Origin of the sequence: Desulfolutivibrio sulfodismutans DSM 3696, from assembly GCF_013376455.1 — a bacterium.
GTDB classification, from domain to species: Bacteria; Desulfobacterota; Desulfovibrionia; order Desulfovibrionales; family Desulfovibrionaceae; genus Desulfolutivibrio; species Desulfolutivibrio sulfodismutans.
The window spans coordinates 623560-642920 of sequence record NZ_CP045504.1 but is presented as its reverse complement, the minus strand read 5'-3'; the positions used below and the strand labels follow the sequence as shown (position 1 = coordinate 642920).

At 63.2% G+C, this 19361-nt stretch carries 16 protein-coding genes; 11 read left to right on the top strand and 5 right to left on the bottom strand.

The window, feature by feature from the left end; translation table 11 throughout:
* Positions 1 to 54 precede the first annotated feature (54 nt).
* From GD606_RS03115 to GD606_RS03080, 8 genes are all read left to right on the top strand, one after another.
* On the top strand, positions 55 to 603 hold the full coding sequence (locus tag GD606_RS03115) for a hydrogenase maturation protease (RefSeq protein ID WP_163301325.1): 549 nt from the start codon (positions 55 to 57) through the stop codon (positions 601 to 603).
* 25 nt (positions 604 to 628) lie between these two features.
* On the top strand, positions 629 to 934 hold the full coding sequence (locus GD606_RS03110) for a TM1266 family iron-only hydrogenase system putative regulator (RefSeq protein ID WP_163301324.1): 306 nt from the start codon (positions 629 to 631) through the stop codon (positions 932 to 934).
* 22 nt (positions 935 to 956) lie between these two features.
* Positions 957 to 2354, top strand: coding sequence for a [FeFe] hydrogenase H-cluster radical SAM maturase HydG (gene hydG / locus GD606_RS03105; protein WP_163301323.1), 1398 nt, complete (start codon positions 957 to 959; stop codon positions 2352 to 2354).
* A complete protein-coding gene (locus GD606_RS03100; RefSeq protein ID WP_246298944.1) occupies positions 2341 to 3795 on the top strand; it encodes an aspartate ammonia-lyase in 1455 nt (484 codons plus the stop codon). Before hydG ends, GD606_RS03100 begins: the two co-directional genes overlap by 14 nt.
* Positions 3792 to 4844 carry a [FeFe] hydrogenase H-cluster radical SAM maturase HydE gene (gene hydE, locus GD606_RS03095; protein ID WP_163301322.1) on the top strand — a complete coding sequence of 351 codons (1053 nt, stop codon included), beginning with the start codon at positions 3792 to 3794 and terminating at the stop codon, positions 4842 to 4844. Before GD606_RS03100 ends, hydE begins: the two co-directional genes overlap by 4 nt.
* A complete protein-coding gene (gene hydF / locus GD606_RS03090; protein ID WP_163301321.1) occupies positions 4757 to 6043 on the top strand; it encodes a [FeFe] hydrogenase H-cluster maturation GTPase HydF in 1287 nt (428 codons plus the stop codon). Before hydE ends, hydF begins: the two co-directional genes overlap by 88 nt.
* A 155-nt stretch (positions 6044 to 6198) precedes the next feature.
* Positions 6199 to 7464: a [FeFe] hydrogenase, group A gene (locus GD606_RS03085; RefSeq protein WP_163301320.1), complete on the top strand. Its 1266-nt coding sequence runs from the start codon at positions 6199 to 6201 to the stop codon at positions 7462 to 7464.
* Positions 7465 to 7476: 12 nt separating this feature from the next.
* Positions 7477 to 7851: an iron hydrogenase small subunit gene (locus GD606_RS03080; RefSeq protein WP_163301319.1), complete on the top strand. Its 375-nt coding sequence runs from the start codon at positions 7477 to 7479 to the stop codon at positions 7849 to 7851.
* A 276-nt stretch (positions 7852 to 8127) separates the two neighbouring features.
* Here GD606_RS03080 and GD606_RS03075 read toward each other — a convergent pair whose 3' ends face one another.
* Positions 8128 to 8967, bottom strand: coding sequence for an ABC transporter substrate-binding protein (locus tag GD606_RS03075; RefSeq protein WP_163301318.1), 840 nt, complete (start codon positions 8965 to 8967; stop codon positions 8128 to 8130).
* A 338-nt stretch (positions 8968 to 9305) separates the two neighbouring features.
* Here GD606_RS03075 and GD606_RS03070 point away from each other — a divergent pair, with 338 nt between their 5' ends.
* Complete coding sequence (locus tag GD606_RS03070) at positions 9306 to 9554, top strand: hypothetical protein (RefSeq protein WP_163301317.1); 249 nt, start codon at positions 9306 to 9308, stop codon at positions 9552 to 9554.
* Positions 9555 to 10045: 491 nt separating this feature from the next.
* Complete coding sequence (locus tag GD606_RS20715) at positions 10046 to 12076, top strand: methyl-accepting chemotaxis protein (protein ID WP_163301316.1); 2031 nt, start codon at positions 10046 to 10048, stop codon at positions 12074 to 12076.
* Positions 12077 to 12278: 202 nt separating this feature from the next.
* On the opposite strand, the gene GD606_RS03060 is transcribed toward GD606_RS20715, so the two are convergent.
* From GD606_RS03060 to GD606_RS03050, 3 genes are all read right to left on the bottom strand, one after another.
* Positions 12279 to 14027 (bottom strand): putative 2-aminoethylphosphonate ABC transporter permease subunit, encoded by a 1749-nt coding sequence (locus tag GD606_RS03060; RefSeq protein ID WP_163301315.1) that lies wholly within the window; start codon positions 14025 to 14027, stop codon positions 12279 to 12281.
* Positions 14024 to 15160: an ABC transporter ATP-binding protein gene (locus GD606_RS03055; protein ID WP_163301314.1), complete on the bottom strand. Its 1137-nt coding sequence runs from the start codon at positions 15158 to 15160 to the stop codon at positions 14024 to 14026. Before GD606_RS03055 ends, GD606_RS03060 begins: the two co-directional genes overlap by 4 nt.
* A gap of 76 nt (positions 15161 to 15236) precedes the next feature.
* Entirely contained in the window at positions 15237 to 16271 is a 1035-nt protein-coding gene (locus GD606_RS03050) for a putative 2-aminoethylphosphonate ABC transporter substrate-binding protein (RefSeq protein WP_163301313.1), read from the bottom strand.
* Positions 16272 to 16730: 459 nt separating this feature from the next.
* Between GD606_RS03050 and GD606_RS03045 the strand changes: the two genes are divergently transcribed.
* Complete coding sequence (locus GD606_RS03045) at positions 16731 to 18719, top strand: methyl-accepting chemotaxis protein (protein ID WP_163301312.1); 1989 nt, start codon at positions 16731 to 16733, stop codon at positions 18717 to 18719.
* A 154-nt stretch (positions 18720 to 18873) separates the two neighbouring features.
* Here GD606_RS03045 and GD606_RS03040 read toward each other — a convergent pair whose 3' ends face one another.
* Positions 18874 to 19263 carry an OsmC family protein gene (locus GD606_RS03040; protein WP_163301311.1) on the bottom strand — a complete coding sequence of 130 codons (390 nt, stop codon included), beginning with the start codon at positions 19261 to 19263 and terminating at the stop codon, positions 18874 to 18876.
* Between the last annotated feature and the right edge of the window lie 98 nt (positions 19264 to 19361).

Genomic DNA, 19361 nt, shown 5'->3' with positions numbered 1-19361 from the left:
TTGGCGACGGCGCAACCGTCATTTTCTCCTGAACCGACGCCCTCACCGTTCCCGGTGGAGACGACCGGACGCCGCTATGCCGTGGTGGGATTCGGCAACCTGTTTCGCGGCGACCACGGTGTCGGGCTCTGTGCCCTGGAGGCACTGGAACAGGCCGGATTCGGACCTGACGTCAGTCTCGAATACATCACCGGAGATTACCGCAACCTCATGACCTGCCTGTACGGGGCGGACGCGGCGGTGATCGTCCAGGCCGACGTGGTCAGCGGGCGCCCGGGGGAAGTGCATTCCCTCGACCTGGGGCGCTTTCGCACCCTGGCCGCCCTGGACCATCGCCTGCCCTCCCGCCGCGTGGCCCTGGCCGAGATGCTCGGGATCATTGAGACGGCATATCGGCTGCCCCGGGAACTGCGCATCGTTCTGGTCGATCCCGACCCCGCGTTCGATGGCTGCGGGGCGGGCCTGTCCAGGGCCGTTCGCCGCGGGCTGCGCCGGGCCGTGGAACTGACCGCCTCCGTTTTGGAGAGAAACGGGGCCGTTCGCCAAAAGGGCTGCCTGGCCGACCGGGTGTACCGCATCCCCTGGCTGGACATGACCCTGTAGCCGGAACTCGCACAGGAGGCGCACCATGCACGACGACGCTGACACCCCGGGCCGCCATTCTGCGGAAGCTGAAACCCGCATGGGCATCCTGGCCTTGGCCGTGAAAAACCGCTCAGAGGCCGCCGAAGCCGTCAACCGGCTCATCAGCGAATACGGGGAACTGGTCATCGGCCGCATCGGCGTGCCGTACCGGCAAAAGAGCTTAAGCGTCATCGCCATGATCGTGGAAGGCACGACGGACGCCCTGGGGGCGTTTAGCGGCAAGCTCGGCATGCTGCCCGCCGTCAAAAGCAAGATGGTGCTGTTCGACAGCACGGTGCCGGGCCAATAAACAAACGGTCAAGGAGTGTAAGATGTTACAAGACACGGTAGCGGATTGGGTGGATGAGGCCCGGATCGGGGCCGCTCTGGAGTCAGGCCGCAAGGAAGACGCGGGAAAAGTCCGTGAGATCCTGGCTAAAGCCCTGGAGCTGAAAGGTCTTCGCCTGCACGACGTGGCCGCCCTGGCGGCCGTCTCGGATGCGGGCCTTCTGGAGGAGATTTTCGCCACCGCCCGGAAGGTGAAGGAAGAGATCTACGGCCGCCGCCTGGTGATGTTCGCCCCGCTCTACATTTCCAATCTGTGCAAGAACGAGTGTCTGTACTGCGCCTTCCGCCGCTCCAACACCGGGCTGACCCGCCGGGTGCTGTCCCAGGAAGAGATCGCCGAGGAGACGCGCATCATCATCAACCAGGGTCACAAGCGCATCCTTCTGGTGGCTGGGGAGTCCTATCCCGGCGAGGGCTTCAAATACGTCCTCGACTCCATCGCCACGGTCTATTCCGTCAAGGAAGGCGCGGGCGAGATCCGGCGCGTGAACGTCAATGTGGCCCCGCTCTCCGTGGATGACTTCAAGTCCCTCAAGGAAGCGGGCATCGGCACCTACCAGATCTTCCAGGAGACCTACCACCGCGATACCTACGCCAAGGTGCACGTGGGCGGGAAAAAGCGCGATTTCGACTGGCGGGCCTCGGCCGTGGACCGGGCCATGCTGGCGGGCATCGACGACGTGGGCGTGGGCGTGCTGTTCGGGCTCTACGACTGGAAATACGAGATCATGGCGCTGATGCTGCACATCGCCCACCTGGAGGAGCGTTTCGGCGTGGGCTGCCACACCATAAGCGTGCCGCGCATGGAGCCGGCCATGGGTTCGGACATGGCCACCTCCCCCCCCAGCCCGGTTTCGGATGCGGATTTCAAGAAGATCGTGGCCATCCTGCGCCTGGCCGTGCCCTACACCGGGTTCATCATGTCCACCCGGGAGACGGCGCAGATGCGCATGGAGACCTTCGCCCTGGGGGTGTCCCAAATTTCCGCCGGAAGCCGCACCAATCCCGGCGGCTATGCCGACGACGAAAAATTCGAGGCCAGCCAGTTCCAGCTTGGCGATCACAGAAGCCTGGCCGAGGTCATAAAAGACGTCTCCGAACTGGGCTACATCCCCTCCTTCTGTACCGGCTGCTACCGCCTGGGCCGCACCGGCGCGGATTTCATGGATCTGGCCAAGCCCGGGCTCATCAAGGAGAAATGCGGCCCCAACGCCCTGTCCACGTTCCTGGAATATCTCATCGACTATGCCCCGGCCGACGTGGCCGAGGTCGGGGAACGGGCCATCGCCCAGGAACTGGACGACATGCTGCCCAAGACCCGGCGCGTGTCTGAACGCATGATCGAAAAGGTCCGCTCGGGACGCCGCGATGTCTACTGTTGACGCCAGATATCAGCCCCCCATGCCCGTGTGCGCCGGGGAGGTCCGCCTGGAGCGGGATCTCCTCGGCGAGAAGGCCGTACCGATTGATGCAACCTACGGCATCCACACCGACCGGGCTCTCGCCAACTTCCCCCTGTCGGGACGGATGGTGCATCCGGAACTGACCAGGGCGCTTGTGCTGGTCAAGCGGGCCTGCGCCCGGGCCAACATGGAGACCGGGGATCTGCCCCTGCATGTGGGCGAGGCGATCCTTTCCGCCTGCGACGAAGCGCTGTCCGGCCTTTTGCCCGAGATCGGGATCACCGACGCCCTGCAGGGCGGGGCCGGAACCTCGGCCAACATGAACGCCAACGAGGTGCTGGCCAACCGGGCCGAGGAGATCCTCGGCGGCAGGCGTGGCGACTATGCCCGGGTACATCCCCTGCATCACGTCAACCTGCACCAGTCCACCAACGACGTTTTTCCCACGGCGATCAAGGTCGCGGCGATCACGCTTTTGCGCCGTCTGGAAAAGTCCCTGGCCGCCCTGCAGACGGCCTTCCAAGACAAGGAGCGGGAGTTCGCCTCCGTGGTCAAGATGGGCCGCACCCAGCTTCAGGACGCCTGTCCCATCACCCTTGGAGCCGAATTCTCGGCCTACGGCGAGGCCCTGTCCCGGGACCGCTGGCGGGTGTTCAAGTGCGAGGAACGCCTGCGGGTGGTGAACCTGGGGGGCACGGCCGTGGGCACGGGCATCACCGCTCCGCGCGACTACATTTTTTGTGTGGTGGACAAACTGCGCGAGGACACGGGGCTTGGCCTGTCCCGGGCGGAAAACCTGGTGGACGCCACCCAAAACGCTGACTGTTTCGTTGAGGTTTCGGGGATTTTAAAGGCCGTGGCCGTGAACCTCATGAAGATCTCTTCGGACCTGCGCCTTCTGGCCTCGGGGCCCCGGGCCGGGCTTGGGGAGATTCACCTTCCCGAGGTCCAGGCCGGGTCGAGCATCATGCCCGGCAAGGTCAATCCGGTGATCTGCGAGGCCGTGGGCCAGGCCGCGCTTCGGGTCATGGCCCTGGACGGGCTTACGGCCTCGGCGGCCATGTCCGGCCAGCTTGAACTCAACGCCTTCCTGCCCCTTTTGGCCGACGCCCTGCTTGAGGGCCTGAGCCTGCTGGATGCCGCCTGCGCCATGTTCCGGACCAAATGCGTGGAGGGCCTTGCGGCCGACCCGGCCGCCTGCGAGGAGCATGTCCACCGTTCCTGGGCCACGGTGGTGGCCCTGGTCCCGGCCATCGGCTACGAGGCCGCTGTGGAGGTGGCCCGGGAGGTGCGCGAGACAGGGAAAACCGTGCCCCAGGCGGTGCTGGAACGCGGCCTCCTGTCCGCCCCGGAACTGCGGCGCCTGTTGTCTGCGGAAACCATGACCGTCCTCGGGCAGGGCCGGGAAGGCAAGCCATGAACCGCCAGGATATCCTTGCCCGGCTGACCGATGCGCCCCTGGACGAGCTTTTTGCCGAGGCCGACGCCGTGCGTTCCGAAAGCGTGGGAGATGGCGTCTACCTGCGCGGCATCGTGGAATTTTCCAACCATTGCGTGCGCAACTGCCTCTACTGCGGCCTGCGCCGGGCCAATACGAAGATCACCCGCTACCGCATGACCCCGGACGAGGTGGTGGCGGCCGCCCTGCGCACGGCCTCCCTCGGCGTGGGCACGGTGGTGCTGCAATCGGGCGACGACCTGGACTACCCAGCCGGGAGCATTGCGGACATCATCGTCCGCATCAAGGACCAGGCCGACATCAAGGTCACCCTGAGCCTGGGGGAGCGGCCGTTTCCGGACTACGAACTGTGGCGCGACGTCGGGGCCGACCGCTACCTCATGAAGCACGAGACGGCGGACGCGGCCCTCTACGACCGGCTGCATCCCGGAAAACACCTGAAGGAACGGCTGGCCGCCCTGCGCTATCTCAAAGAGTTGGGCTATGAGATCGGTTCCGGATTCATCGTGGGCCTGCCGGGACAGACCGCCCAAACCCTGGCCGACGACATCGAGCTGGTGCGCGAACTCGGGGTGGACATGTGCGGATCGGGGCCGTTTCTGCCCCAGGCCGACACCCCCCTGTCCACGGCCCCCCACGGCGACAAGGACACCAGCCTGCGCGTGGTGGCCCTTTTGCGGCTGGCCTGCCCCACGATCAATCTGCCCGCCACCACGGCCCTGGCCTCCCTGGACCCCGGGCGCGGCCAGCTTTTGGCCCTGCGGGCCGGGGCCAACGTCATCATGCCCAATTTCACTCCCAGCGCCTGCCGGGAGCATTACCGCATCTACGACCACAAGGAGGCCGTGGGCCTCAAATCGGCCACGGCCGTAATCCGACAGGCCGGTCGCACGCTTATCAGGGACGGAGGTCTCAAAACACCATGCGCGATACCCCGAAAGGACTTCGCCTGCACATCGGCGTCTTCGGACGCCGCAATGTGGGCAAGTCCTCGCTTGTCAACGCCGTAACCGGCCAGCCCGTGTCCATCGTCTCGGACACGCCCGGCACCACCACCGATCCGGTGGAAAAGGCCCAGGAGCTTTCGCCCCTGGGGCCGGTGGTCTTTATCGACACGGCGGGCCTGGACGATGCGGGCGCGTTGGGGGAGCTTCGCGTCAAGCGGACGGAAAAGACCCTGGACCGCGTGGACGTGGCCCTTTTGGTCACCGAGTCCGGGGTGTTCGGGGATGACGAAGTACGCATTGCGGCCATGCTCTCGGAACGCGACACCCCCTTCGCCGTGGTGGTGAACAAAATCGACCACAGCCCGCCCACACCGGAATTTTTGGATCACATCGCGGCCTGTTGCGATCCCGCCCCACCGGTCATCCCGGTCTCGGCCGTACAAGGCCTGGGGCTTTTGGCCCTCAAGGAGATCCTGGTGCGTCTGGCCCCGGACGACTGGTTTGCGGAGCCGCGTCTGGTGGGCGACCTTTTGCGGGCCGGGGAACTGGCCGTGCTGGTTGTGCCCATTGATCTGGGCGCACCCAAGGGGCGGCTCATTCTGCCCCAGGTCCAGGCCATCCGGGACATCCTGGACAGCGACGCCCGGGCCATGGTGGTCAAGGAGCGCGAACTGCGCGACGCCCTCGAGCAACTCACGCACAAACCGGCCCTGGTGGTGTGCGACTCCCAGGTGGTGCTCAAAACCGCCGGGGACACGCCCGCCGATGTGCCCATGACCACCTTTTCCATCCTCATGGCCCGCTTCAAGGGCGATCTGGCCAGACTGGCCGAGGGCGCGGCGGCCATTGACCGCCTGCGGCCCGGGGACCGGGTGCTCATTGCCGAGGCCTGCACCCACCACCCCCTGGCCGACGACATCGGCCGGGTCAAAATTCCCAGATGGCTGCGGCAATATGCGGGCGGGGCCATCCAGGTGGAGGTCAAGGCCGGGGCCGCCTACCCCGAAGACCTTTCGCCCTATGCCCTGGTCATCCACTGCGGGGCCTGCGTCGTCAACCGCAAGGCCATGCTGTCCCGACTTTACCATTCCATCCGCCAGGACGTGCCCATGACCAACTACGGTCTGGCCATCTCCTTTCTCCAGGGGGTGTTGCCCCGCGTCCTTCTGCCCTTTCCGGCGGCCCGGGCGGCCTTTGAGAAGGCCCGGGAGACATGGCGACGCTCGCCACAGGAAAGGGACGTCATGCATGGAGGCATCTGAGGCCCGCGAAACCGTGCCGTTTCGCATAAAAACCATAACACAGTCCGAGGGTGACATGACCTCAGACGTGGAGGTCAAACAAAAGGAGGAGCCGCACAGCACCATATTGCCATGTTGCCTGAATCACTTTTGACCACGAAACATGGAGGAATCTCATGAGCAGAATCGAAATCGAGAAAATCTTTTACGAAAACCAGGTTCCGGATGCCAAGGCCGATCCGGACAAGCTCTTCTTCGTCCAGGTCGATGAGACAAAATGCATCGGCTGCGACACCTGCATGAGCTACTGCCCCACCGGCGCCATCTTCGGCGAGACCGGCGAACCGCACAAGATCCCCGATCAGGCGGCCTGCATCAACTGCGGCCAGTGCCTGACCCATTGCCCGGTGTCGGCCATCTACGAAACCCAGTCCTGGATTCCGGAGATCGAGGCCAAGATCAAGGATCCGAACGTCAAGGTCATCGCCATGCCCGCCCCGGCCGTGCGCTACGGCCTGGGCGACTGCTTCGGCCAGCCCTTGGGCTCGGTGACCACGGAGAAGATGCTCGAAGGCCTGAAAAAAATCGGCTTCGACCATGTCTGGGACAACGAGTACACCGCCGACGTGACCATCTGGGAGGAAGGCAGCGAGCTTCTGGCCCGGTTGACCAAAAAGTCGGACCTGCCGCTTCCCCAGTTCACCTCCTGCTGTCCGGCCTGGATCAAGTATGTCGAGACCTACTATCCGGAGTTGATCCCGCATCTCTCCACCTGCAAGTCGCCTATCGCCATGTGCGGCCCCCTGTCCAAGACCTATGGCGCGAAAGCGGCCAAGTACGACCCGGCCAATGTCTACACAGTGTCGATCATGCCCTGCACGGCCAAAAAGTACGAGGGTATGCGCCCCGAGTTCAAGGCCAGCGGCCACAAGGACATCGACGCCACCATCACCACCCGCGAACTGGCGTATATGCTGAAGAAAGCGGGATTTGACCTGCCCAAGGCCGCTGACGGCAAACGCGACGCCATCATGGGTGAGTCCACCGGCGGCGCCACCATCTTCGGCGTGACCGGCGGCGTCATGGAGGCGGCCCTGCGCTTCGCCTACGAGGCCGTGATGAAGAAAAAGCCCGAGAGCTGGGACTTCAAGGGCGTTCGCGGCTTAAACGGCTTCAAGGAGGCCTCGGTCGACCTGAACGGGACCGTGGTGAAGGTGGCCGTGGTGCATGGGGCCAAGCGCTTCAAGGACATCTGCGAAACGGTCAAGGCCGGAAAGTCCCCGTACCACTTCATCGAGTTCATGTCCTGCCCCGGCGGCTGCGTCATGGGCGGCGGCCAGCCCATCATGCCCGGCGTGCTTGAGGCCATGGATCGTCGCGTGACCACCTTCCACGCCTCGCTGCAAAAACGTTTGGCCATGTTTAACGCCAACAAAGCATAAGGGGGGAACGCCATGTCCATTCTCCAACTCACCCGGCGCGGTTTCCTCAAGACGGCCTGCGTCGCCTCCGGCGGCGTGCTCATCGGACTGCGTCTGACCGGAAAGGCCGTGGCCGCCGGCAAGCAGCTCAAAGAGTACATGATGGACCGCATCAACGGGGTCTATGGGGCGGACGCCAAGTTCAAAGTGCGCGCCTCCCAGGACAACGCCCAGGTCAAGACCCTGTACAAGGACTTCCTGCACGAGCCTCTGGGGCACACGTCCCACGAACTGCTGCACACGACGTATTCCGACAAGTCGGCCGGGATCAAGAAGCTTACCGCCGAAGGCAAGTTTCCCAATCCCCGGTCCAAGGAATTCGCCGGTTCGACCTATCCCTATGAATAACCGCTAGCGCCGCGTGACCCGAGGTCAGGGCCAAAAGCCTGACGCCGAGGGTACGGCGGTTTGCCGCTTCCCGCCAATGCGCCCGTCCGCCCCGCCGGATGGATTTTCCCTCTCCCGCTGCATCTCCACCCTGGCCCCGACCAGCCTCCGACGTTTTGCGCCCTGCGGCGACAGGCCCGCCGTGCGGATCAAAATGACACCGCCGCATCCAACCTGTGAGGCACGGATACGGCGGCGAGATCTGGTGTCAGCCTGATGTTGGGCTGGAAGGCGCGGTTATTGGGGGGCGGGACCGTACACGTACAGGGTGGAGCCGTTTTTGGTGTGCCCGTTGATCATTTCCTTGGCCTGGGGGGTGAACCACCAGTCCAGAAACACCTGAGCCAGGGCCGGATCGGTCTTGGTGCATTTTTCCGGATTGACGCGCATCACGCTGTACCGGTTAAGCAACGCCGGATCGCCCTCGACCAGGATGGCCAGGGGGTTCTTGTCGCCCTGGTTGGCGGAAAAAAACTTCCAGGAGGCCCGATCGCACAGGGTGTAGCCGCCCTTCTCAGCCGCCATGAGCACCGTGGCGGACATGCCCTGGCCGCTTTCCAGATAGGATTCCGAGACGGCGGGTTCAATCTTGAGTTCCTTGAGCAATTTCTTCTCCAGCATGTGCGTGCCGGAATTGTCGCCACGGCTGATGAAAAGCGCCTTGTCTCCATGGATGCGGGTCAGGGCGGCCCGGATGTCCTTGCCCGTGGCCTTGGCCGGATCGGCCTTGGGGCCCACCAGCACGAAGTCGTTGTACATAACTTCCTTGCGGTCCAGGCCGTTGCCTGCGGCTACAAAGGCCTTTTCCGCGTCCGGGGCATGAACCAGAACCACGTCCGCGTCGCAGTTCTTGGCGATCTCCAGGGCCTTGCCCGTGCCCACGGCCACGTACTTCAGTTCGATGCCCTTCTCCTTGGCGAACACATCCACGATCTTGTCCAGGAGGCCGGTTTCGGCCGTGGACGTGGTGGTGGCCAACATCAGGGGTTTGAGCGTGCTGTCACCAGCCAGACACGGGGTGACTCCGAACAACATGCCCAGGGCCAACAGGATGAGGAGGCTTTCTATGGTTTTCATGGCATATGTCTAATCTCGCATGACGAAAAAAGTCAATTATTTCAAAATTAACATAACAAAATACCTTCTCGTGCGGACGCCGACCGGAGGAATCCGACGCCACGTTCCCCTCACCGCACAGTCCCGGGCGCGTCGCAGTTCTCCAGATGCCCCTCCCCTGGCGCCTGCGGGCATGACATCCCTTCCGGACTGTGCTAAAGGCCAATCATGGTGAGTGGGGCGTCCCTGGCTGTGCAAATCGGACGAACCGACACGAGCGGATCGCCCGTCCGACCTGTGACATGCCCGGAGGCACGGGGCTCTACAACGACTTATCCTTTCCCGGAATGGGAGGTTTCATGCAACGCCATCTGATTCTCGTTTTTCTTTGCGCGGCCTTTTTCATGGTCGGATGCACAAAACCGCCCTACCGCGCCCCGGACAAGTCCCTCGCCCAACTCAACGGCGACTATACGGACTGCTACAGCCAGGCGTCCTTGACGGCCAACACCCCGCCCTATCCCGACAACCTTTTTCGCACCGTTACCGAACAGACGGACCAGTGCATGAAAAGCAGGGGCTATACCGGCGGCTGCTTATTCTATTGACCGAATTCCGGCGGCATCCCTCAGCCGGATTACCGCCGCCACCGGTCCACGACGGCTTCTTTTGCCCAATCCGGCAGGGGAAGCGAACTCTTCCGGTTTCCAGAGGTATTTCCGAACGCATCCCGGCACGATAATCCGCCACGGAAGGCGGTGATCATCCTGCCATTTGGGCTACGTGTTTCCTGATGACTTCTTTGTCTGGCGCCATGTTATAGATTTTCTTTTTTTGCCTTCCGTTTCACGCCGCACAGCCCCTCATGCTTCAAAACCATCCGTATTGTTTGAAGATCATCACAGCATACCAGTAGCCCTGATCCAGGCTGGAGACGGCCCGCCATGGCGCGCGCGCCTGAATATCCCTTGCACATCGGATATTTCTCCTGATATCATTGTGACCTATCTTATTGAAAGACTTCACCTTGCGGGGCAAGGCCGGGCAGACTCCACGAACACGGAATTTGTGAAATTTCTTACATAGTTATGGAGGCCTCATGAAAATCTCCATCTTCTGGAAGCTGGTGGGCATGATCTGTATGACCATCGTGTTGCTCTCCGGGTCCATCTTTTTCACCGTGAACTACTTTGTCGTCGAAGGTTTTGACAAGGAAGCCTCCGGGACCATCCAGAAATTCCAGAAAAGCGTGGAACATGAGGTGGAGGATCTGCGGCAGTTTCTCCAGACAGACGGCGCTTTGCTGGCTGAAAACCCCGCCGTGGCCAAGGCTATGGCCGAAGGGGACGGGGCCTTCCTGAAAAAGGCCGCCAAGGAGCTCATGGACCGCAGCATGGTCGAATTCGTGACCATTTCGGACAAGGACGGCAGGGTGCTGGCCAGGGGACACTCAGACAAGGCCGGTGACAGCATCCTGAATCAAACCAACGTGAAAAAGGCTCTCCAGGGGCAGGCCAGCGTGGGCGTGGAACCCGGCACGGCGGTGAAGTTCTCCCTGCGGGCGGGATGTCCGGTGCGCTACGAGGGCAAGATCGTCGGGGTCATCACCCCGGGCATCGATCTGGGCTCCCACAGTTTCGTGGACAGCATCAAAAAACGCATCGGCGTGGAATGCACCATCTTCGAGAAAGACACCCGCCTGTCCACAACCATCATCCGCGACGGGAAACGGGCCGTGGGCACCAAGATGGACAACCCCAAGGTCATCGAGACCGTGCTCCAGAAATCCCAGCCCTTCATTTCCCGCAATATCATTTTGGGCCGGGACTACGATACGGCCTATTGGCCCCTGGTGGATGCCGACGGCAAGACCGAGGGCATGTATTTCATCGGCGCGGATCGGGCGCTCATCGAATCCGTTGAATCGGAAATCGTCACGGCGGTGTTGACCGTGACCGGCGTGGTGGCCCTGATCATGATTGCGGCCGGGATTTTCTTCGCCCGGTCCCTGTCGCGGCCCCTGGGGCGGGCCACGTCGTTTGCGGTGTCCGTGTCCGACGGCAACCTGAACGAAACCCTGGAGGTCGCCAACCAGGACGAGATCGGCACCCTGGCCGCCGCCCTGCGCAAGATGCTGGACAATCTCAAGGCCAAGATCCTCGAATCCGAACAAAAGACCAAACAAGCCGAGGCCCTGGCCGTCAAGAGCCAAAAGGCCACCGAAGAGGCTACCGAGGCCAAAAAACAAGCCGAGGTGGCCAAGCGCGACGGCATGCTCCAGGCCGCCTCCCAGATCGACGTGGTGGTGGAACGCCTGACCACGGCCTCGGAAGAGCTTTCGGCCCAGGTGGAACAGGCCGGACGCGGGGCGGAACTGCAACGGGCGCGGGCCGGGGAAACGGCCACGGCCATGGAAGAGATGAACGCCACGGTTCTTGAGGTGGCCAAAAACGCCGGACAGGCCTCGGAGAGTTCCGACGCGGCCCGGCAGATGGCCGAAAACGGTTCCTCGGTGGTGCAGCAGGTCATCGGGGCCATCTCCCAGGTGCAGACCCAGGCCACCACCCTCAAGGGGAACATGGGCAGCCTCGGCAAACAGGCCGAGGAAATCAGCAAAATCATGAACGTCATCGAGGACATCGCCGACCAGACCAACCTTTTGGCCTTAAACGCCGCCATCGAGGCCGCCCGGGCCGGAGAGGCCGGGCGCGGCTTCGCCGTGGTGGCCGACGAGGTGCGCAAGCTGGCCGAAAAGACCATGAACGCCACCCAGGAAGTCAGCCAGGCCATCACCGCCATCCAGGCCGGGGCCAGGACGAACATCCAGAATACCGACGACGCCTCCAAGGCCGTGGAGAACGCCACGGTCCTGGCCGGGAAATCCGGCGACGCCTTAACCGAGATCGTCCGTCTTGTGGACTCCGCCGCCGACCAGGTGCGCTCCATCGCCACGGCGGCCGAACAGCAGTCTTCGGCCAGCGAGGAAATCAACCGCAGCATTGAGGAGATCAACCGCATCTCCTCGGAAACCAGCCAGGTCATGGGGGAATCCGCCCGGGCCATCCAGGAATTGTCCATGCAGGCCCGGGAACTTCAAGAATTGGTCGAGGATCTCAAAACCCAGGAATGATCCCGGCGTATCCGAAACGACAACGCGGGCTGCGGGGAAATCTTCCCACAGCCCGCGTTTTTATTTCGCGAAGCCCTTCGTCGGGCGACCGTATCCTCAACGGTGATGGCCAGGGGATGTCCGGGCAGACGCATTTCCCCGGACGCCATGAAGCGTACGCCCCGCGCCGGACTCTCGGAAAACGCCCGCCCGTCGGATGCGCTTATTCCTTCCCGGCCCATGTCTGGGTGCGCCGCCGCAACCTTTTGGTCGCCAGCCCGTACAGGATGCGCACGGCCACGTTGGCCCCCACGATCAATACGGACATGGCGCAGGCCGGGGCGATGTCCCCGGCGTCGTCCATGTTGGCCACGGCCACGGCGGCCAGGGGGATGTCCGCCGAATAGAGAAAGATGACCGCCGAGACCGTGGCCATGGAGTTGACGAAGAAATACAGCCCGATTTCCAGGATGGCGGGCAGGCATACGGGGGCGGTGACCCGCAGGAAGGTGCGGTAAAACGGCACGCCCATGGACTCGGACACGGACTCGAATTCCCGGTCGAGCTGCCCCAGGGCCGTAGCGGCCGTGAGATAGCCCACGGTGAAAAAGTGCACCACATTGGACAACACCAGGATGCCCATGGTGGCGTACAGGGCGTTTGCCGGGTTGGGGATGTGCAGGCCAAAGAGGTCGAAGGCCGGGGCGTTGAAAAAAAAGATGTAGGACAGGCCGATGACCAGCCCGGGCAGGGCCAGGGGCACGATGCACAAAAAGGAGGCGGCTTGTCGGATGGGACGCATGCCCGGGGATTTCTCGATGAGATAGGCGGCGGAAAAGGTCGCAATCGTGCCTGCCATGGCCGAAATGGCGGACATCTTCAGGCTGTTGAAAAAGGCCCGGTAGCCCCCGCCGCCCATGCCGGAAAAGTCGTAGTGGGCCAGGGTCAGGCTTAAGTCGTAGGGCCAGACCTTGATCAGGGAGGCAAACACCGCCACCAGGAAAAAGGAGATCACGGCCAGGGCCACCAGCAGGCAGAAAAGGAAAAAAGGCCGGTCGCGAACGGGATCGGGTCGGGGAACCAGGGGCACGCTGCGGGCCCCGATCATGGACGACTGCCTGCGGCGGCTCACCCGGTCGGCCAGAAAGGCCAAAACGGTCGGGAACAGCAGGATCATGCTGACCGTGGCCCCCATGACGAAATTCTGCTGCCCGATGACCTGCTTGTAGATGTCCGTGGCCAGGACGTTGAAAAAGCCCCCCACCACCTTGGGAGCGCCGAAGTCCGTAAAACTCAGGATGAACCCCACGAAACAGGCGCTCACCAGCCCGTAGCGCACCCCGGGCAGGGTCACGGTGAAAAACACCCGGCCGGGCGAGGCCCCGAGGGAATGGGCGGCCTCATAGAGCCTGGCGTCGGTCATGGAAAGGGCCATGGTCAGGATGAGTACGGCCTGGGGAAAGACGAAAAGCACCTCGGCCAGGATGATGCCCACGGCCCCGTACAGGCCGATGTCCAGGGTGAACGGCAAAAGCCCGAAAAAGCCGGTGGTGACGAGCCCCTTTTTCCCGAACAGGTAGACCAGGACGATGCCGTTTAACAGCGTCGGGGCGAAAATCGGCATCATGGCCACGGTGAGGAAAAATCCCTTGGCCGGGATGGCCGTGCGGGTCAGGGCGTAGGCATAGGCGAACCCCAGGCTCACGGCCGCCAGGGTGGTGGCCGCAGACACGAACAGGCTGTTGCCGAAGGAAACGGCCAACGCAGGGGTTTTGAAATAGCGGATGAAATTGTCGAGCCCGGCAAACGTCCCGTCCGGGGTGGTGAGGCTTTTCACCGCCAGGGTGGCCAGGGGAAACAGCACGGCCACGGTCAGCCACAGGCATAAAAGGAGCAACAGCCCGGCCCGAAGCGCCCGCATAACGTCGAAGTCCGTACATGCCCGCCGCAGCGTCGCCATCCGGGGGCTCATGCCCCCTCCGCAACGTGGGTTTCCTGGCGATAGACGTGCATGCGATCCGGGCACAGCCCCACCGAGAGCCCCATGTCCTCGCGCAGCTCCATCCGGCGCACGGTTTCGGCCGAGACATCGGCGATCATCCCGCGCTCTCCGCCGCCCACGAACAGGCTCAGCCCCACCCGGTAGACCCCGCCGCGAAATTCCAGATGACGGGTCTTGCCCGGCCACAGATCCGGCCCGGTTTCCAGGCGTGGGGCCAGGGTCACATCCTCCGGCCGGATGGCCAGGGTCACCTCTCCCGCATCCCCTGCCCCCCGGGCGATCCTCGGGCCGTTTGCCCCCCTGATGGAGCGGTTGCCCAGGAACACGGTGCCGTCGGGATGGCGCTTGCCGCCGCCGATGAAATTCATGGACCCGATAAACGAGGCCACAAAGGGGGTGGCCGGGGCGTCGTAGATGTCCCGGGGCGAACCGTCCTGGACTACCATGCCCTCGTGCATGACCAGGATGCGGTCGGCCATGGTCAGGGCCTCCTCCTGGTCGTGGGTGACCATCACCGTGGTCACCCCCAGACGCCGCTGCAAGGCGCGTATCTCGCCGCGCAGCATGATGCGGACCTTGGCGTCCAGGGCGGACAGGGGCTCGTCCAGGAGAAGCAGCTTGGGGGACAGGGCCATAGCCCGGGCCAGGGCCACCCGCTGCTGCTGGCCTCCCGAGAGTCTGGCTGGATAGACCTCGCCAAGCCCCGTCAGCCCTACCAGCCGCAACAACTCCTTGACCCGGTCGTGCCGGGCCCCCCTGGCGGCGTTGCGGCTTTTCAGGCCATAACCCACGTTCTCGGCGGCGGTCAGGTTGGGAAAAAGGGCGTAGGACTGGAACACGATGCCCACATTGCGACGGGACACGGGCAATCCGGTGACGTCGCGCCCGGCCAGGACCACCCGCCCGGCCTCATGGGATTCCAGCCCGGCCACCACCCGCAGCATGGTGGTCTTGCCGCAGCCGCTTGGCCCCAGGATGCACACGAATTCCCCGGCCGAGGCCGCCAGGCCCACCTCGCGCAGGGCGTAAAAATTCCCGAAACGTTTGGTGACGTTCTCCACCAACAGATACGGCTCGTTTTTGCCTGGGGCACGCTGGGGCATGATGTCCTCGGCGGCGCGATCCGACGGGAAAGACCGGATCGCGCCTGTGATAGGGGAGGCAACGGGATCGGAAGGCCTATTTGGCTTCGCTTTTGCTGCCGTAGCGCTTGGTCCACTCGGCCAGGATGCGTTCACGGTTCTTGGCCGCCCACTGGAAGTCGTTTTTCACCAGGATCTTGAAGGGATCGGCCGGATAGCCCTCGGGGATGGCCACACCCGTGGGATAGGCGGTCAGAGGGTAGACCTTGGCGTACATCTTCATGACGTCGGCCCCCAGCGCCCAGTCCAAAAAGACCTTGGCCTCGGGCTTGATGGCCGCCTTCTTGACCAGGGCGTTGGCCTCCACGTCCCAGCCGCAGCCGTCGGCGGGGAACACGGTCTGCACGGGCTCACCCTTCTGCTTCTGGATGATTCCCCGGTAGCCGAACGAGATGCCGATGGGGAATTCCCCGGCCCCGGCCATCTTGCAGGGCTTGGATCCGGAATGGGTGTACTGGGCGATGTTGTCGTGCAGTTTGTCCAGGAATTGCCAGCCCTTTTCTTCGCCCATGGTCTGGAGCACGGCCGAGACGGTCAAAAAGCCGGTCCCCGAGGAGGCCGGGTTGGGCATGACGATCTTGCCCTTGTATTCGGGCTTGACCAGATCGGCCATGGAAGCCGGGATGGGCAGCTTCTGCTTTTCAGACTCCACGGTGTTCACGCAAAAACCGGTTTCCCAGGCCTTGATTCCCACCCAATGGGGCGGATTGGCCGCATCGCGGAACTGACTGGCCACTTTGTCCAGATTTTTCGGGGCGTAGCCTTCCAGCATGCCGTTTTGGTCGCACACCAGAAGGCTGGTGGCCGCCGTTCCCCAGACCACGTCGGCCTGGGGGTTGTCCTTCTCGGCCAGAAGCTTGGCCGTGACGATGCCCGTGGAGTCGCGCACCACCTTGACCGTGATGTCCGGGTGGTCCTTTTTGAAGAGTTCCAGATAGCCGGGATATTCGTCGTCCTCCAAGGCGGTGTAGACCAGGATTTCCCCGGCCCGGGCCAGGCCTGAAACCACCAGGGTCAGGGCCACGGCAAACCCCAGGATCATTCCTGCCAGTGCGTGCGTGCGGCGTTGCATCCCCGTCTCCTTTAGGTTGCGGTTTGATGGATAAAAAGAACTGGCAGGAATGTGTTACGAACACAGGGCGGCCTGGCGACAAAGGCATGACCAATGCACCGTCTGGAAACAGACACCCGGGCATGGCGATATACATTCGTATTTAATAACAATACCAAGATATCACCCATGAATATGTCTGAAACCGGCCACAGCCGAATGCGGTATCGCGACTGACTGTGAGGATTCCCATTGACGTCACCGGAAGGCTTTCGATACTTCGGAAGGAGCGTGATTGGTTTGAACCTCAGACACACCCCGATCCGATTCGGGTCGTCCGGATCGGGAGTGTTCGAGAAAACGCCGCACTGCTTTTGACCTCCGGCAACGCCGCACGGGAAGGGAGGCGCAACTTCCCCGGCCGATTGTCATAGCCATGATGCTGCAGGTCGGCTCAGACACCGTCAAAAGGAATGACTCATGTTCAAGAATTTGAAGTTAGCCGGCAAGATCGGCCTGGGATTTTCCCTGGTCCTGGCCATTGCCATGGCCGTGGGCGCTGTATCCATTGTCTCCATGAGCGGCGTCCGGACCCAGAACCATGTTCTGGCCCAGACCAATGTTCCCGAGTGGTCGCTGTCCGGGATCATCGAACGCCATCAACGTCAGGCCGGGTATTACAACCTGGGTTATAGCTTGAATCTCCAGCCGGAATGGCTGGAAAAAGGCCGCAAGGAAATGGCCATGGCCCGTGCGGCCATGCAAAAGGGCCTCTCCGGACTCAAGGACACGTCTGGTTCCGGAGATGCCGACTCTTTTGGAAAGGTGTTGCGGGAGATTTCCGGATCCATGGACGCCTATGAGGTCTCCGTCGAGAAGACGCAGCAGAGCGTGGAGCGCACCAAGGCCGCCCGGGAAGCCCTGATCAAGGCGGCGCAGAGCTTTTCCGAGAGCATCGGGGCCTACCTGAAAGAGCAGCAAAGCGCCATGCTTCGCCAGATCACGGCCAACGATTCAGCGGGGGAACTCAAAATCCGCCAGGACCGCATCGAACGTGGAATGGCTATCCTCATGGCCGGCGAGGACATCCGGGCTGACGCCTGGGAGGCCCAGGCCACAAGCAACAGCACCGCCCTGGAGGCCTGCGGCATCCAGACGGGCAAGGTCATCCAGCTTACGGACGAACTGCGGCAAGTCACCCGGCAGGAAGCAAACCTGAAGCAACTGGCGACGGTGACGGCGGCGGCCGAGGTCTTCCGCAAGGCCGTGGGAGACATCCTCGCCGAGCAAAAGGCCGTGGCCCCGCTTATCCAGGAACGCATCGTCACCTATTCCGGGGTGCTGGACCGGGCATCCGACCGGGCCGCCCTGGCTGAAAAAAGCACCACGGCCATGGCCTCCGAGGCCCTGGCGTCCCTGGATGCGGCCATCTCCACGACCTCCATCGGGCTGGGGGCGGCCCTGCTCCTGGGCATCCTGGTGACCGTGGTCATCACCCGGGCCATCACCGGGCCGGTGCAAAAAGGGGTGACCTTCGCCCAGGCCATGGCCGAGGGCGATTTCACCACCAACCTGGCCATCGAGCAGAAGGACGAAATCGGGGTGCTGGCCAGAGCCCTGAACGACATGGTGGAAAAACTGCGCGAGGTGGTGGCCGACGTGCAATCGGCCACGGAAAACGTGGCCTCGGGCAGCGAGGAGTTGTCGGCCTCGGCCCAGCATCTCTCCCAGGGGGCCAGCGAACAGGCCGCCGGGGTGGAGGAAATCTCGTCCTCCATGCAAGAGATGACAGCCAACGTGCGCCAGAACATGGACAGCGCCCAAAAGACCCGTCAGATCGCGCTCAAGGCCGCCTCCGACGCCGAACAGGGGGGCGAGGCCGTGAACAAGGCCGTGATGGCCATGAAAAACATTGCTGAAAAAATTTCCATCATCCAGGAAATCGCCCGCCAGACCAACCTGTTGGCCCTGAATGCCGCCATCGAGGCCGCCCGGGCCGGGGAACACGGCAAGGGGTTCGCCGTGGTGGCCGCCGAGGTCCGAAAACTTGCCGAACGCAGCGGCGCGGCCGCAGCCGAGATCGGGGAATTGTCCGGAACAAGCGTGGCTGTGGCCGAAGAGGTCGGAGTCATGTTCTCCCGGCTCATCCCGGACATCAAACGGACGGCCGGGCTGGTGGAGGAGATCGCCGCCTCAGGGGTCGAGCAGAACGCCGGGGCGGAACAGATCAGCAAGGCCGTCAGCCAGCTTGACCAGGTGGTGCAGCAAAACGCCTCGGCCAGCGAGGAAATGGCCTCCACCTCGGAGGAACTGGCCGGTCAGTCCGAGCAGCTCCAGGCCACCATTGCCTTTTTCCGGGTCAGCCGGGGCCACCCCACGGGCCGGACCTCCAAGTCCATCGCCGGATCATCCGCCGGTTCCGGCGCCCGCCCGGCAGTGACATCGGGCCAAACGTACGAGCGGCTGTAACGCACGATATCCACCAGGGAAAAGGCCGTCTTCCCCGATGTGCGGGGGAGGCGGCCTTTTGCTGTTTAGCGGGGACATGTTGGATCATGGGCATCCCGACGGGCCATTGGCATACCCGGCAGCCGAAACCACAGCCCGGCGGCGAGGCCGGGAATCAACGGGTACGCACGGAAAAAAGGGGCGGATGCTCGAAGTGTTTTTTCACCCAGCAGGCCTCCACGGCCCGGACAATGGCCTCGCGGTATTTTTCCGGGAATCCCACGGGCAGGGTCAGCTCCATCTCCACCGTGCCCACGAGCTTGGTGCGCTCGTCGGGCTGGCAGCGCACCGACAGACCGAGTCCGGTGGTGTCGATGGACCGATTTTGGCAAAAGGCCAGGGCATAATAGCCGGAGCAGGCGGCCACGGCCCCGAAAAACATCTGTGACGGCTGGGGGGCGCTCCCCTCTCCGCCGCTTTTGACCGGCTGGTCCGTCGCGATGGCCACATCGCCGAAGTCCGCCAGCACCTTTTTTCCACCGGGGAACCGAACGTCAATCACCATGCTGTCCATAACGGCGTATCCTCCAGGCCCCAATCTACACGTCGGCCCCCCTCCCAGGCAAGGACCGCGCCACCGTCTCGGCAGGCCGTGCGCCGTCG